Source organism: Micromonospora sp. IBHARD003 (assembly GCF_056106285.1).
In genome coordinates, this window is the sequence record NZ_JBWBBX010000001.1 from 5170895 (window position 1) to 5185021 (window position 14127).

General features: G+C 69.7%; 14 protein-coding genes. 6 read left to right on the forward strand and 8 right to left on the reverse strand.

Going from position 1 to position 14127, the window contains the following annotated elements; all coding sequences use genetic code 11:
* Positions 1–28 precede the first annotated feature (28 nt).
* On the reverse strand, positions 29–472 hold the full coding sequence (locus tag ACTWOL_RS23040) for a MarR family winged helix-turn-helix transcriptional regulator (RefSeq protein WP_474298646.1): 444 nt from the start codon (positions 470–472) through the stop codon (positions 29–31).
* A 150-nt stretch (positions 473–622) separates the two neighbouring features.
* Here ACTWOL_RS23040 and ACTWOL_RS23045 point away from each other — a divergent pair, with 150 nt between their 5' ends.
* On the forward strand, positions 623–1666 hold the full coding sequence (locus ACTWOL_RS23045) for an SMP-30/gluconolactonase/LRE family protein (RefSeq protein ID WP_474298647.1): 1044 nt from the start codon (positions 623–625) through the stop codon (positions 1664–1666).
* A gap of 84 nt (positions 1667–1750) precedes the next feature.
* Here the strand turns inward: ACTWOL_RS23045 and ACTWOL_RS23050 are convergent, their stop codons facing one another.
* The 6 genes from ACTWOL_RS23050 to ACTWOL_RS23075 form a co-directional block, all read right to left on the reverse strand.
* Positions 1751–2239, reverse strand: a complete 489-nt coding sequence (locus ACTWOL_RS23050) for a hypothetical protein (protein WP_474298648.1) — start codon at positions 2237–2239, stop codon at positions 1751–1753.
* Between the two features lie 93 nt (positions 2240–2332).
* Positions 2333–3097, reverse strand: coding sequence for a succinate dehydrogenase iron-sulfur subunit (locus ACTWOL_RS23055; protein WP_474298649.1), 765 nt, complete (start codon positions 3095–3097; stop codon positions 2333–2335).
* The gene (gene sdhA / locus ACTWOL_RS23060; RefSeq protein WP_474298650.1) at positions 3097–4851 is read right to left on the reverse strand and encodes a succinate dehydrogenase flavoprotein subunit; all 1755 of its coding nucleotides are present in this window, start codon (positions 4849–4851) and stop codon (positions 3097–3099) included. Before sdhA ends, ACTWOL_RS23055 begins: the two co-directional genes overlap by 1 nt.
* Positions 4852–4876: 25 nt before the next feature.
* Entirely contained in the window at positions 4877–5353 is a 477-nt protein-coding gene (locus ACTWOL_RS23065) for a succinate dehydrogenase hydrophobic membrane anchor subunit (protein ID WP_474298651.1), read from the reverse strand.
* An 8-nt stretch (positions 5354–5361) separates the two neighbouring features.
* The gene (sdhC, locus tag ACTWOL_RS23070) at positions 5362–5739 is read right to left on the reverse strand and encodes a succinate dehydrogenase, cytochrome b556 subunit (RefSeq protein WP_474298652.1); all 378 of its coding nucleotides are present in this window, start codon (positions 5737–5739) and stop codon (positions 5362–5364) included.
* 155 nt (positions 5740–5894) lie between these two features.
* Complete coding sequence (locus tag ACTWOL_RS23075) at positions 5895–6530, reverse strand: 2-oxo-4-hydroxy-4-carboxy-5-ureidoimidazoline decarboxylase (RefSeq protein ID WP_474298653.1); 636 nt, start codon at positions 6528–6530, stop codon at positions 5895–5897.
* 192 nt (positions 6531–6722) lie between these two features.
* Between ACTWOL_RS23075 and ACTWOL_RS23080 the strand changes: the two genes are divergently transcribed.
* The 3 genes from ACTWOL_RS23080 (at position 6723) to ACTWOL_RS23090 (ending at position 10045) form a co-directional block, all read left to right on the forward strand.
* On the forward strand, positions 6723–8339 hold the full coding sequence (locus ACTWOL_RS23080; RefSeq protein ID WP_474298654.1) for a beta-N-acetylhexosaminidase: 1617 nt from the start codon (positions 6723–6725) through the stop codon (positions 8337–8339).
* Between the two features lie 193 nt (positions 8340–8532).
* Complete coding sequence (locus ACTWOL_RS23085) at positions 8533–9390, forward strand: DUF4328 domain-containing protein (protein WP_474298655.1); 858 nt, start codon at positions 8533–8535, stop codon at positions 9388–9390.
* A gap of 127 nt (positions 9391–9517) precedes the next feature.
* A complete protein-coding gene (locus tag ACTWOL_RS23090; protein ID WP_474298656.1) occupies positions 9518–10045 on the forward strand; it encodes a hypothetical protein in 528 nt (175 codons plus the stop codon).
* A gap of 50 nt (positions 10046–10095) precedes the next feature.
* Here ACTWOL_RS23090 and ACTWOL_RS23095 read toward each other — a convergent pair whose 3' ends face one another.
* Positions 10096–11859: an FG-GAP-like repeat-containing protein gene (locus tag ACTWOL_RS23095; RefSeq protein WP_474298657.1), complete on the reverse strand. Its 1764-nt coding sequence runs from the start codon at positions 11857–11859 to the stop codon at positions 10096–10098.
* A gap of 148 nt (positions 11860–12007) precedes the next feature.
* On the opposite strand from ACTWOL_RS23095, the gene ACTWOL_RS23100 reads away from it, so the two are divergent.
* Complete coding sequence (locus ACTWOL_RS23100; protein WP_474298658.1) at positions 12008–12658, forward strand: maleylpyruvate isomerase N-terminal domain-containing protein; 651 nt, start codon at positions 12008–12010, stop codon at positions 12656–12658.
* A gap of 98 nt (positions 12659–12756) precedes the next feature.
* Entirely contained in the window at positions 12757–14121 is a 1365-nt protein-coding gene (locus ACTWOL_RS23105) for an FAD-dependent oxidoreductase (RefSeq protein ID WP_474298659.1), read from the forward strand.
* Positions 14122–14127: the final 6 nt, after the last annotated feature.

Sequence of the window (14127 nt, forward strand, 5' to 3'; positions counted from 1 at the left end):
GCCGCGCACCGGCGGCCACGGCGCGGTCTCAGTCCGTACGGGCCGCGTCGAGGAAGCCGATGCAGCGGCCCAGCAGCTCGATCAGGGTGTCCCGCTCCTGGGGGCTGAACTCCGCGGCGAGGCCGCGCTCGACGCGTACCGCGCGGGCGTCGGCGTCCGCCACCACCTCCCGGCCCGATTCGGTGAGCCGGGTCTCGAGGATGTTCTTGTGCCACTCGTGCGGGGTGCGTTCGATCAGTCCGCGCTCCTGCAGGTTCTTCAGCACGGTGGTCATCGTCGGTGCGGTGACGCCGCACGCCCTGGCCAGGGCCGCCGCCGACATACCGGGGTTCCCCGACAGATGCAGCAGTGCCGCGTACTGCGGCACCGTCAGGCCTGCCGGCTTGAGCGCGGCGTGCTTGGTCGCGTTGAGCGCCTGTTCGGCTCGCTTGATGTGGGAGCCAAGGCGCTCGGGGGCAGGCATCGACGTCATCTGCGCATGGTAACGACCCCGGATCTTCGAACCTTGACGATCATTAGAGTTCTAACTATGGTTCGTGTTCGTAGTAAGGCTACGGCTCTAATGAGAGTCGAGAGCGCGAGAACACCAGGCACCAAGACGAGAACACCAAGAGAGGACGCCATGCCCCGCGTACTTCAGCGCCGCATACGCACCCGCACCCTCGCCGTGGCGGTGACCGCCGTCGCCGCCGTCCTCCCCCTCGCTTCCACGGCGCAGGCCGCCGGCCCCGGCACCCGTACGGCCTTAGCGGCCGGCGCCGAGGCGCACACACGGATCTCCCCGGCGTACGTACTCCCGGGCGACCGCGTCTACCCCGAAGGCATCGCCGCCGACCCGCGCACGGGAGACCTCTACGCCGGGTCCTACACCGACGGCACGGTCTTCAGGATGACGCCCGGCCGGCGGGTGGCCGAGACGTTCCTGCCTGCGGGCGCCGACGGACGGCACACCGCCAACGGTCTGAAGGTGGACCGGAGCGGAAGGCTGTGGGTGACCGACTCCACGGCCGGAGTGTCCGTGTACGACGTGAAGAGCCGCCGGCTGCTCGCACGCTTCCAGGTGTCCGGCGACGGCCCGGTCTTCGTCAACGACCTCGCCCTCACCCCCGACGGCACCGCCTACCTCACCGACAGCCGCCGCGCCGTGGTCTATCGCGTCACTCCGCGCCAACTGCGGCGCGCCCAGGCCGCCGGCGTGCCCGCCCCGCTCACCCCGCGGTTCGACCTCAGCCGCCGTATCGAGCCGCACACCCCGGACGCGTACACCCTCAACGGGATCGTCGCCGACCCGGCCGGACGTTATCTGCTCACGGTGGACATGACCGGGGGCGATCTGTACCGCATCGATCTCACCACGGGACGGATCGATGAAGTCGCCCTGCACGGGGGCGACATGGCGATGGCCGACGGAATGGAACTGCAGCACGGCAGGCTGTGGGTGGTCCACAACACCACCGACACGGTCAGCCGCTGGCGGATCACCGAGGACGGCCACGCGGCCCGCGTGGAACGCCGGGTGACCGACGAGGCCCTGCAGTTCCCGACGACCGCGGTGCGCCGGCAGGGGACGCTGTACGTGGTGCGCTCGCAGTTCGACAAGGGCGGCCCCGTGGGGCCGGGCACTCCCGAGGTTCCGTTCACCATCGCGGCCGTGCACGGTATCTGAGCACGCCAGGCGAGCACCCGGGGAACCCCGGGTGCTCGCTGCTCTGACGTTCGGCCGTACAGACGCCCAGGCGACCGAAATCGCTCAGACGCTCAGCGTGCGCGCGTAGTTGATCTGCCCCATCACCCAGTGAAGGGTGCCAGGGCCGGTCGCCGGGATCATCGTCGTGTGGTGGCGGCCGCCGCTGGTGACGCTCACCTGGACGAAGCCCGTCGTCGTCTTCTCCTTCATCAGCAGGAAGAACAGGCCGAGCAGACAGAAGACCGCGAAGACCACCGCCAGCACGATGCCGACGGTGGGGATCTTCTCCTCGGTGCGGGACATGTCCGTGACGTTCCACACCGCCCCCTTGAGGGGGAGCGTGCCCGCAGGGGTGACGATCGAGTCCTGCAGCACGGTGATGTCCCCGATGGAGAGCAGCGGCATCCCCTGAGCGCCCGCGACGGCCGGCACTCCTTGTGGATAGCCGTATCCGGGCGGGGTGTTGGGGTAGCCGTAACCGGCGCCGGCGGTGCCCGGGGGCTGTGTCGGCCCCCACTGGTATTCCCCGCCGTCCTGGTAGGGGTTAGGCACGCTCATCAGTCCCCGCTCTCGCATGACAAAGGCCCGTTTCCGTACGGTGAGCGTACAGAAACGGGCCCCTGGCCGGTGCTTTGACCCGTCGGATCAGAAACGGCGGGTGATCAGCGCGCGCTTGACTTCCTGGATCGCCTTGGTGACCTCGATGCCACGCGGGCAGGCGTCCGTGCAGTTGAAGGTCGTGCGGCAACGCCACACGCCGTCCTTGTCGTTGAGGATCTCCAGACGCTGCTCCCCGGCCTCGTCACGCGAGTCGAAGATGAAGCGGTGCGCGTTGACGATCGCGGCCGGGCCGAAGTACTGCCCGTCGTTCCAGAACACCGGGCAGGACGACGTGCACGCCGCGCACAGGATGCACTTGGTGGTGTCGTCGAACCGCTGGCGGTCCTCGGCCGACTGCCGGCGCTCACGCGTCGGCTCGTTGCCGGTGGTCACCAGGAACGGCATGACGTCCCGGTACGCCTGGAAGAACGGCTCCATGTCCACGACCAGGTCCTTGAGGACCGTCAGGCCCTTGATGGCCTCGACCGTGATGGGCTTCTCCGGGTTGATGTCCTTGATCAGCGTCTTGCAGGCGAGCCTGTTCTTGCCGTTGATCCGCATCGCGTCGGAGCCGCAGATGCCGTGCGCGCAGGAGCGCCGGAAGGTCAGCGTGCCGTCGACGTCCCACTTGATCTTGTGGAGGCCGTCGAGCACCCGCTCCTTCGGGTCGATCTCGATCTGGAAGTCCTGCCACTCCGCCTCGGCCGAGACCTCGGGGTTGAAGCGGCGGATCCGGAACGTGACCGTGATGTACGGGGACGCGGGGCTCGCCGGGACCGCGTCGGACTTCTCGAGTACGGGGGTTGCCATCAGTACTTACGCTCCATCGGCTGGTAGCGGGTCTGGACGACGGGCTTGTAGTCGAGACGGACTGTCTCGGAGCCGTCGGCGCCGACCTCGCGGTACGCCATGGTGTGGCGCATGAAGTTGACGTCGTCGCGGTTCGGGAAGTCCTCGCGGTAGTGACCGCCGCGGGACTCCTTGCGGGCGAGCGCGGAGACGGCCATGACCTCGGCCAGGTCGAGCAGGTTGCCCAGCTCGATCGCCTCGAGCAGGTCCGTGTTGAACCGCTTGCCCTTGTCCTGGATGGACACGTTCTTGTAGCGCTCGCGCAGCTCGGCGACCTTCTCGACGGCCGTCTTGATGGTCTGCTCCGTGCGGAACACCATCACGTTGGCGTCCATCGTCTCCTGGAGCTCCTTGCGGAGCTGGGCGACCCGCTCGCTGCCCGTGGAGTTACGCAGCTGGTCGATCTGCTTCCGCACCAGGGAGGCGGGGTTCTCCGGCAGGTCGACGTAGTCGGCCTTCGCCGAGTACTCGGCGGCGGCGATACCGGCGCGGCGCCCGAAGACGTTGATGTCGAGCAGCGAGTTGGTGCCCAGGCGGTTGGCGCCGTGCACCGACACACAGGCGACCTCGCCGGCGGCGTACAGACCCGGGACGACGGTGGTGTTGTCGAGGAGGACCTCACCCTCGACGTTGGTGGGGATGCCGCCCATCGCGTAGTGCGCGGTCGGCTGGATCGGGATCGGGTCCGTGTAGGGCTCGATGCCGAGGTACGTACGCGCGAACTCGGTGATGTCCGGGAGCTTCGCGTCCAGCTGCTCCGGCGGCAGGTGGGTGAGGTCCAGGTAGACGTGGTCGCCCTCGGGACCGCAGCCGCGGCCCTCGCGGATCTCCGTGTAGATGGAGCGCGAGACGACGTCACGCGAGGCGAGGTCCTTCATGACGGGCGCGTACTTCTCCATGAAGCGCTCACCGTCCTTGTTGCGGAGGATGCCGCCCTCGCCACGGGCGCCCTCGGTGAGGAGGATGCCCATGCGCCAGATGCCCGTCGGGTGGAACTGGAAGAACTCCATGTCCTCCAGCGGCAGACCGCGGCGGTAGACGGCCGCCTGGCCGTCACCCGTCAGGGTGTGCGCGTTGGAGGTCACCTTGAAGAACTTGCCGCAGCCGCCGGAGGCGTAGATGACGGCCTTCGCCTGGAAGATGTGGATCTCGCCGGTGGCCAGCTCGTAGGCCACCACGCCGGCGGACTTCTTGACGCCGTCGACCTCGGTGATCAGCTGGTCCAGGACGTAGAACTCGTTGAAGAACTCCACGCCCTCCTTGACGCAGTTCTGGTACAGCGTCTGGAGGATCATGTGGCCGGTGCGGTCCGCGGCGTAGCAGGACCGGCGGACCGGGGCCTCGCCGTGGTTGCGGGAGTGGCCGCCGAAGCGGCGCTGGTCGATGGTGCCGTCCGGCGTCCGGTTGAACGGCAGGCCCATCTTCTCCAGGTCGAGGACGGCGTCGATGGCCTCCTTCGCCAGGATCTCGGCGGCGTCCTGGTCGACCAGGTAGTCACCGCCCTTGACCGTGTCGAAGGTGTGCCACTCCCAGTTGTCCTCCTCCACGTTCGCCAGCGCGGCGGCCATGCCGCCCTGCGCGGCGCCCGTGTGGGAGCGGGTGGGGTAGAGCTTCGTCAGCACGGCGGTGCGGCTGCGCTTCGTCGCCTCGATGGCGGCGCGCATACCGGCGCCGCCGGCGCCGACGATGACGGTGTCGTACTTGTGGATCTTCATCAGTGGTTTCGCCTCTGCCCCGTGCCTAGCGGATGTTCGGGTCGAAGGTGAAGATCACCAGCGTGCCCAGAAGGATGGTGAACACCGTGGCGGTGTACAGCAGGCCCTTGAGCCACAGGCGCGTGTTCGCCCGCTCCGCGTAGTCGTTGATGACGGTACGCAGGCCGTTGGCGCCGTGCAGCATGGCCAGCCACAGCATCAGCAGGTCCCAGACCTGCCAGAACGGGGACGCCCAGCGGCCGGCCACGAAGGCGAAGCCGATCTTGGAGACGCCGCCGTCCAGCACGAGCTGGATCAGCAGGTGGCCGATGACGAGGACGACGAGCACGACACCGGACAGGCGCATGAAGAGCCATGCGGCCATCTCGAAGTTGCCGCGGGTGGTCCTCGGGGTCCTCGAGGTGCGCTTGCGCGGCGGCTCGATGACGGGGGCCGGGTGGTCGGCGTCGTAGAGGCCGACGCCCTCGACGGCCCCGATCGCGGAAGGGGTCTCAGCAGACATGTCGTTCCTCACCCGAACAGTTCACGTGCGGCGTGGCCGAGGACCGGGTAGATGGCGCCTGCCATCAGCACGATCCAGACGACCAGGACGTACCAGAGCATCTGCTTCTGATAGCGGGGGCCCTTGGACCAGAAGTCGACGGCGATGACACGAAGGCCGTTGAGCGCGTGGAAGAGGATTGCGGCCACGAGGCCGTACTCCATCAGCGCGACGATCGGATTCTTGTACGTCGCGACGACCTCGTCGTAGGCCTCGGGTGAGACGCGGACGAGCGCGGTGTCCAGCACGTGTACGAACAGGAAGAAGAAGATGAGGACGCCGGTGACTCGGTGAGCCACCCAGGACCACATACCTTCCCGGCCGCGGTACAGCGTTCCAGCCGGCACGGAAAAACCCTCCGGGAGCGGGGATTGGAGCCGGCCGCCAGCGTTCTACCAAAGGTGACAGCTCTGTCGGTCTGGCCCGGCCGGGTACGGTCCACCGGCCCCGGCCATGGTAGCGACGAGTTGTCGGTTCCCTCGCGCGGGGTCGTTATGTGTGATCAAACAGGCACGGACGGGCTATCAGGACGGCCTTCCGGGTGACCGGAATGGCTCTGTGCAGCGGGATTCGCCACCAGGTGCGTGAGCCGGGCGCGCGCCAGCCCGCGGAGTTCGTCGGTGGCGACGACCCGCTCCTCGTCCGGATCGTTGCCGAGTCGTGAGCGGATCGCAGCCAGTATCTGGTTGGGCTGTTCGTCGGGCCGGTAGCCGTCGAGGCAGATCACGAAGGCGTGGCCGAACCGGCTCTCGTAGGCGGCCTGGGCGGCGTGCAGCGCCGTGTGGGCGGCAGCGGGCGCGCCCGGCGGCAGCGCCGAGGACGACTCGTCGGTGAGCGCCTCGACCAGGTCGGCCACCGCGAGGTCGTAGCTCGCCTCGTCGGCGGCGGCGAGCAGCGAGTGCAGATCGGGGTAGGGCCGGTGGGCGGCGACGCGCCGGCACCAGCGGCGGCTTCCGCAGCAGGCGAGAAGGGCGGCTTCGGCGGCGCCCGGGGGTGCGGTGTTGAACCGTTCGAGACCGGGCAGGGGAGTGGGACGGGAGGGGCCGGCGGGGGCCGGGACCCGCGGGAGGCCGGTGTGCGATGCGCTGGACAGCGTGTGCTCCTCGGCTCCTCGGCAGCTGCCACCTGGGTGTTCCACGCAGGCGGATGCCTGCGAACGTGTGAGGTGGATGAGCTGTAACGCTATCCATGGCGGGTCGGAAAGCGTCCGGTTGATGCATGATTTTCACTCGGACGAGAGGTTTTCGGCGCGCATGATAGACGAAGTCGCCCGACTTCGCCTGATTCATCTTGATTGGTCATACTTCTTCGGGATGAGGAGGCTGATCGGATGATCTGGCGGTCCAGGCGTACATGGCTCACGGGCTCGACGGCGGCGGTCGTGGCCGCCATGACGGCGGTGGTCTCCTGCTCGTCGGGGGCCTCGGGGAGTGCGCCGGCGGACTCCCGGGCCGACGCTCAGCGGCCCCCCGCCGCCACCCCTTCCCCCACGCCCACGCCGAGCCCCACGAAGAGCTATCCGCTCTCCACGGCGCCCCGCACCATCCCGTCGGTCCGCACGCACGAGGCGGCCCGCGGCCCCGGCTGGCGGCCCGCTCCCGGCAGCGCGGTCGTCGTCGCCAAGGGCAGCGAGGCGCTCGCCGACGAGGCCCGGCTGCTGGCCGGGGAGCTGAAGACTGGCGTCCGCAACAGCGGCCCCGTGCGTCCGGGCGATGTGGAGCTGGCCCTCGGCCCGGCCGGTTCGGGGGCGCCGGAGTCGTACACCCTCACCACCCGTGGCAACCGGGTCCGGATCACCGGACCCGACGAGGCGGGCGTCTTCTACGGCACCCGCACCCTGAAGCAGGCGCTGCACTCCGGCGGCACCATGCCGGAGGGGGTCGTGCGCGACCAGCCGGACCGGCCGCAGCGCGGGCTCAACGTCGACATCGCGCGCAAGCACTACACCGCGGGCTGGATAGAGGCCCGGCTGCGCGAGATGGCGGACATCAAGCTGAACACGCTCGGCCTGCACTTCTCCGACGACCAGGGCTTCCGCATAGCCTCCGACTCGCATCCCGAGGTCGTGTCGGCGCAGCACCTCAGCAAGGCCGAGGTGCGCCGGATCATCGCCCTCGCGAAGAGTCTGCACATCACCGTCGTGCCCGAGATCGACTCGCCCGGACATCTGGGCGCGGTCCTGCGGGCCCACCCGGATCTCCAACTGCGCAACACCCAGGGCACACCGCGGCAGGGCGCCATCGACATATCCAAGCCCGGGTCCGCGAAGATCGTGGACGATCTGCTGCGCGAGTATGCGGGCCTCTTCCCCGGCGGCTGGTTCCACGTCGGCGCCGACGAGTACCAGGCGCTGACCGTGCGGGATCCGGCGGCGTCGTACCCGCAGCTCGCCCAGGCCGCGATACGCAAGTACGGCCCGAACGCCGGTGTGAAGGACCTGGCGACCGGCTGGCTGAACGACCGCGCCGCCGTCGTGCGCGCCGCGGGGAAGCAGCCCAAGGCGTGGAACGACGGGTTCTTCCGCGGGGGCGTGACCAGCGCCGACAAGAACATCGAGGTCGAGTACTGGACCGGCAAGGAGATCGGGGCGCGGCCGCCGCAGGAGTATCTGGCGGAGGGCCGCAAGGTGGTCAACCTCAACGACGAGTACCTCTACTACGTGCTCGGCGAGCCCAACGAGTTCACCTATCCCACGGGCCGGCGCATCTACGAGGAGTGGAACCCGCTGGTCCTGCGCGGCAGCACGGCGGTCCCGGCCCGCTACTCCGGGCAGATACCCGGCGGCCGGCTCGCCATCTGGAGCGATCTGGCCCAGGCCCAGACCCAGGACCAGGTGGCGGCGGGCATCCGGATGCCGTTGCGGGCGGTGTCCCAGAAGCTCTGGACGCCGGGCAAGCCGCCGCTCGGCTGGGCGGCGTTCACCGGGCTGGCGAACCGGCTCGGCTGAACCGGCCGAACCTGCCTGGGCGGAACCCCGGGCGCGGCCGGGCGTAGGGACCAAGCGCAGGGGCCGGATAACCCGCTGGACGGCGCTCGGCCGGGGCGCATAAGGTCCGCGGGCGGTCGGTGACCGGCCGCGAGCGCCTCCCTGGGGAGACGAGGCGCGACGTTCGTACCACTTCAGGGGGGAAGTCTCAGCCGTGCTCTGCTCCAACTGCGCCACGCAACAGGCCACGACGGCCGGAGGACTGTGCGGCGGCTGCGCCGCTGCACAGGGCGACACCGCTGCACAGGGCAACACCGCGGCCATGCCGCCCGCGCCGCAGGCGCCGTCCGCGGGGCCGTACCCGCACCCGGCTCAGGCACCGGTGGCGATGTACGCACCCGGGCCGCCGCTGCGTGTGCCCACGGGGCTCGCGCAGGCGGTCGTCGTGCTGCTGTCGCTCGTGATAGTCGCCGATCTGGCGATGCTGGCGGCGGCCGTCCAGGTGCGCGCGTTGCTGCAGAACGTCGCCGCCCACACCCAGGACGAGCTGGACAGCGCGGACCTGTTCATGGCCGGCTCGAGTGTGCTCTACACGGTCCTGTTGCTGGCGACGGGCGTCGTGTTCATCATCTGGTTCCACCGGGCGCGCATCACCGCCGGGCTGTTCCGGCCCGATCTGCAGCGCCGCGGCTCCGGCTGGGCGATCGGCGCCTGGTTCATCCCGATCGGCAACCTCTGGCTCCCCCGGGGAGTGGCGAGCGACATCCTGAACGCCTCCCGGCCCGACTTCGGTCAGGAGAAGGTGAAGGGTGCCGCGTCGGACGGCCTCCTCAACGCCTGGTGGGCGATGTGGGTGGTGTCGTGGGTGATCGGCCGGTTCACGGACAAGGCGTACGAGAAGGCCGAGAGCGTCGACGAGATCCGTGAGGCCGCGAGCGGTCTCATGCTCGGGGATCTGGCCGACATCGCCGCGGCGGTGCTGGCGATCCTCTTCGTGCGCAGGCTGACGCGCATGCAGGAGGCCAAGGCCTCGGGCGCGATGGCGCCCATGGGGCAGTTCCAGCCCGGATAGGCGCGTCAACCGCCCGGCATTTCGGGCGAGTCGGGCACTTTTCGGCTGACCAGGTGACGATTTTGAGCCACCTGGCGCAGAATGAGGCACGTGACCATGCAGCGTCCGCACCGTTCGGGAGGCGTCGATGAGCCTGGTGGAACTAATCGCAGAAGCGGATGAGAGGAGCCTGGCCGCGAGCGGCCTGGCCTGCCTCGACCGCTGTCTGCCCCTCCTCGTCGACGAAACCGACGTGCTCCGTCCGCTCTGGGCGGGAATCGCCGACGGTGCGGACGGCTGGGCAGGGCAGCTCGAGACCACCAGGGCAGCGCTCGACGACCCGGCCGTGATCGGCGAAGCCGTCGCCCCGGTACGGAAGATGATCTGCGCCGCTCCCGCCGAGTGGTCCGCGGAGCCGCTCGCCGAGTGGGCCGCGGCCTGCTCGGCCCTCGTGCTCGAACTCCATCAGGATCTCGACCCGAGCGGCGGTGCGCAGGGCCCGCTGGCCACGGGGGAGCAGCGCCGGCAGGTCCAGATCCTGGAGGCCCTGTCGTCGATCCCGGGCGGTGCGGGCCTGCGCAGGGCGCTGGACCTCTCGGTGGAAGGGCAGCGTGTGCTGCGCGCCGCCCTGTCCCGCCGGGCGCGGGCGGCACAGGACCCCGGGGACCCGGCCTGAGCGTCGCCACCGCATCCGGCCGGGCTCGTTGACGTGCCCGGCCGGCCGGTTCACCTCCGTGACGCGACCGCCCCGTCGCGTCCGCCCTTCGCCAGGACCGTCCCGTCGGCCACGAGCTCCGCGTATCCGTCGCCGTCGGTGTCCCGCGCCGTGAACGACGTGCCGAGAGTCCACGGACCGTCCAGCGTCGGCGCGCCCGTGGTGGTGAGTCCTGTGGCCGAGCCGTGGAAGGTGGCGATGACCCGGGCGCTGGCAACGGCCAGGTCGGCGAATCCGTCGCCGTTCAGATCGCCGGCGGCGATGGCCTGTCCGCCCGCCCCGTAGAGGGTCGCTGGGGAACCGGTCCCGAAACCGTTCGCGGTGCCCTTGAGCAGGACGAGGGACAGAGCGCCCGTCTGCGTGTGCACGGAGAGTACGGCGTCCTCGAAGCCGTCACCGTCGAAGTCTCCGGTCGCCACCTGGACGTCCGCGCCCATGGCCGCGCTTGTGCCCGGGGCCGCCGCGCCCGTGTTCTGCACCGTCTGCGCCGGGTTCAGTCCGGCGGCCATGGCCGCGGCCAGCGCACGGATCTCGGGCAGCTTGGCGTACAGCTTGTCACCCGGGCAGTCGGTTGCGGAGCCGTCGCGATGGCCCGAGATCCGGCGGAGGCTGACCCGCTGCCCCGCCCGGTACTTGCCGTTGTTCGTGGACACGGTGAGCGTGACGCTCCCCGAGGGGTCCTGACGGTAGAGCCCGAGCTTCCAGGCGGCGACCGAGGCGACCGCCTTGCGGACGGCCGGGACGGTGGTTGCGGTCATGTAGTCGCCCAGCACCGAGACACTGCTGGTGTCGACGTTGAGCCCGAGGGTGTGGGCGCCCTGTACGGGGCGGTCGATACCGCCGGCCCGGCCCTCGAAGATCTTGCCGCACTTGTCGACGAGGAAGTGGTAGCCGATGTCGTTCCAGCCCTGGCTCACCACGTGGTAGCGGAAGATGGCCCGGATGATCGAGGGCGACTGGGCACAGGTGTAGTTGTTCGAGCCCGCGGTGTGGTGGACGAACACCGCCTTCGTGGTCTGGTTGTACCGGGGCGGTTCCTCGACGAGCGACTCGTCCGCGCCCCAGCCCGAACGGGGAACGACGGGCGGCCTCGGGGCCACGGCCTGGACCTGTGCACCCGCGGTCGGGGACGGAGAGGCCGGCGACAGCGGCAAGGTGGGTGACAGCGGCGAGGCAGGCGCCGACGGCAAGGGGAACGACTGAGGCGCCGACGGCAAGGGGAACGGCTGAGGCGGCGACGGCAGCGGCGACACCGGCACCGAGGCCCTGTCGTCCTCCCCGGGGTCGATCAGCTCGAGCCGCAGGCCCTTCGGCAGCGCCTGGCCCTGTGCCCGCAGCTGGATCCCGTCGGACGGCCCGGTCCACAACGGCGACGTCCCGCCGCGCAGCGCGACGCCCGACCGCTCCGGACCCGGCTCGGGCGCACCGATGTCGTCGTCGAGCGCCCGCCACTCGGACCAGACCCCCGTACGGCTGTCCCGGGCACGGACCTTGACCGTGCCGCCCAGTTCGGCGCGAGGATCGTTCCAGGTCAGGCCGATCAGGCTGAACGGCTGTGTGGTGCGTGCGGGGAGGTTCTGCAACGCCGGGTCGTCTCCGGCGGGCACGGGGACGCTGTGGACGTCGCCGGCCCGCGCGTCGGGCGTGGAACCGGCTTGCGCACCCGTCGTGGAAGCGGGCACGGCGGATGTCGTGGGCCCCGTGAGCGGGAGTCCCACGGCAAGGGCGGCGGCGAGTACGGCACTGCGTGAGCGCATCGGGACGCGGCTGGTCATGGCGCGCGAGCTTACGTACGCAAGTCCCGGCAGCGGCGCGACCCGGCCCTGACCGCTCCGTTGATCGCCCGAAATGAGGAGGTGATTGACGGGCTATCGGCGTACGTCCCGACTGCTGTTCGGGTGATGTCGTTGATACGGTCCCGGCATGGCCGGAGATCACGTATCGACACGCACGCCCGTCTCCCCGGACGACGTCCAGCACGCCGTGCGACTCGCGCTCACGGCCCTGCGGGCCGGTCTCGGCGGCGACTGGGAGACGAAGGCCGGGACCCTGGAGTGGACGTGCTGGGAGACGGTCGAGCACCTCGCCGACGACCTCTTCGCGTACGGCGCCCAGCTCGGCCCGGAGGCGCCCCCGCTGGACGGCGACGTGCCCTTCGACTGGGTGAAGCGCCGAGAGGGTGGACCGGCGAACGTGACCTTCGCCGACCGCGCCGCCGGCCCGGCCGGGCTGCTGATGGTGCTGGAGGCGTGCGGGGCGATGCTCACCGCGATGGTCCGCACGGCATCGCCCGAGACGCGGGCCCACCACGGTTACGGGGTGTCGGACCCGGAGGGCTTCGCGGCGATGGGCGTCGTCGAGACCCTCGTCCACACCCATGACATCGCCCAGGGCCTCGGCCTGCCCTGGAACCCCCCGGCCGGACTGTGCGGCCGGGTCCTCGCCCGCCTGTTCCCCGACGCGCCCTCGGACACGGACCGCTGGCCCACCCTGCTGTGGGCGACGGGCCGCGGCGAACTGCCGGGCTACGACCGGCGGGAGTCCTGGCGCTGGTACGGCGCGGTGCCGGGGTAAGGGGTCCTGGGCGGTGGCCGCCAGGGCCGAATCCTCGGGGCTTCCGGCAGGCGTTAGCGTTACCGCACCGTAGCGGTGATGCGTCGAGGGGATGCGGTATGAGCCATGCTGTCGTTGTCGGGGGAAGCATTGCGGGTCTTATGGCGGCTCGGGTGGCGAGTGAGCACTTCCGCAAAGTGACGATCGTGGAGTCCGACGACCTCGATGTGCCAGGGGCGGTGCGTCGTGGCGTGCCGCAGACTCCTCAGCTCCATGCGCTTCTCCATATGGGACGTGTCCAGACCGACCGGTGGTTTCCAGGTCTCTCACAGGAAATCCTGGAAGCCGGTGCGGTCCTGGGAGCCGATGAGCAGCTGCGTCAATATGCCGACGGCGTAATGAAAGTGCCGGTATCGGGATACGAACTCATCGGCGCCACACGCGAGCTGATCGAGTCCCATATTCGGCGGCGAACTCTGAGCGTCGGAAACGTTCAGACGCTTCGAGGCCGGGCCGTCGGAATCGCGCTCGACGATCCCCATCGGCCGGACCGGGTGAGTGGCGTCCTCTACGAGCCGAGGCACGGAGCGGGCGAGTCCGGCGAGCGCCGGATATTGCACGCCGACTTTGTCGTGGACGCCACAGGCCGCAACAGCCGCATGCCCCAGTGGCTCGAGGAACAGGGCCGGCAGGCGCCGGAGACCGAGACCATGGCCATTGACCTCGGATACGCCACTGCTCTGTTCAGGCGTGGTGATGAGCTCCCGGACGTGAAGGTGGTCCATTCCCTGCCCGGCAGCGCTGTGGTGGGGGACGGCCAGCCGGATACCGGAGCCATGGCAGAGGTGGAAGGCCGTCGATGGATGGTCGTCATCGCGAACTACGCCTCAAGGAGACCGAGTCGCGATCGCGAGGAGTTCCTCCAGCGCTGCAAGGAACTTCAGGCCGCACCTTTCGGAGAGGTCGCGGCACGATGCGAGATGCTCGGCGACGTGTCCACGTACCGCATGGTCGACAGCCGACGGCATCACTACGACGTGATGGACCGGCTGCCGGGGGGACTTGTGGTCGCGGGAGACGCCGTCGCCAGTTTCAACCCCGTCTACGGCCAGGGCATGACGTCGGCCGTCCTGCACGCATTCTGTCTTGCCAGGCATCTGGAGCGCTGTGCGTCACCTCACGAGCCCGCCAGAGGGTACTTCCGCGATGTCGGCGTATTCGTCGATGCCGCCTGGCAGGTCTCCACGCTGCGCGACCTGGCCCAGCCTCATGTCGACGGCCCGTACCCCCGCGGATACGGAATCACGAAGCAACTGGGCCGGCTCGTCTCCGAGGCGACCGTCACGGACGCCAAGGTGAACAGGCAGTTCCTTGATGTCGCCCATATGATCAGTCACCCGCGTTCCATGCGGAGCCCGGGCTTTGTCCTCGCCGTGACCAAAGCCGTACTCGCGCAGCGGTTGAAGCGTCGGCCGGTGCGATGACCGGGG

Bases quoted from the DNA above. Each gene is read 5' to 3' on its own strand.
- ACTWOL_RS23040 (WP_474298646.1), bottom strand. From the start codon at position 472: ATGACGTCGATGCCTGCCCCCGAGCGCCTTGGCTCCCACATCAAGCGA.
- ACTWOL_RS23045 (WP_474298647.1), top strand. From the start codon at position 623: ATGCCCCGCGTACTTCAGCGCCGCATACGCACCCGCACCCTCGCCGTG.
- ACTWOL_RS23055 (WP_474298649.1), bottom strand. From the start codon at position 3,097: ATGGCAACCCCCGTACTCGAGAAGTCCGACGCGGTCCCGGCGAGCCCC.
- sdhA (WP_474298650.1), bottom strand. From the start codon at position 4,851: ATGAAGATCCACAAGTACGACACCGTCATCGTCGGCGCCGGCGGCGCC.
- ACTWOL_RS23065 (WP_474298651.1), bottom strand. From the start codon at position 5,353: ATGTCTGCTGAGACCCCTTCCGCGATCGGGGCCGTCGAGGGCGTCGGC.
- ACTWOL_RS23080 (WP_474298654.1), top strand. From the start codon at position 6,723: ATGATCTGGCGGTCCAGGCGTACATGGCTCACGGGCTCGACGGCGGCG.
- ACTWOL_RS23090 (WP_474298656.1), top strand. From the start codon at position 9,518: ATGAGCCTGGTGGAACTAATCGCAGAAGCGGATGAGAGGAGCCTGGCC.
- ACTWOL_RS23095 (WP_474298657.1), bottom strand. From the start codon at position 11,859: ATGACCAGCCGCGTCCCGATGCGCTCACGCAGTGCCGTACTCGCCGCC.
- ACTWOL_RS23100 (WP_474298658.1), top strand. From the start codon at position 12,008: ATGGCCGGAGATCACGTATCGACACGCACGCCCGTCTCCCCGGACGAC.
- ACTWOL_RS23105 (WP_474298659.1), top strand. From the start codon at position 12,757: ATGAGCCATGCTGTCGTTGTCGGGGGAAGCATTGCGGGTCTTATGGCG.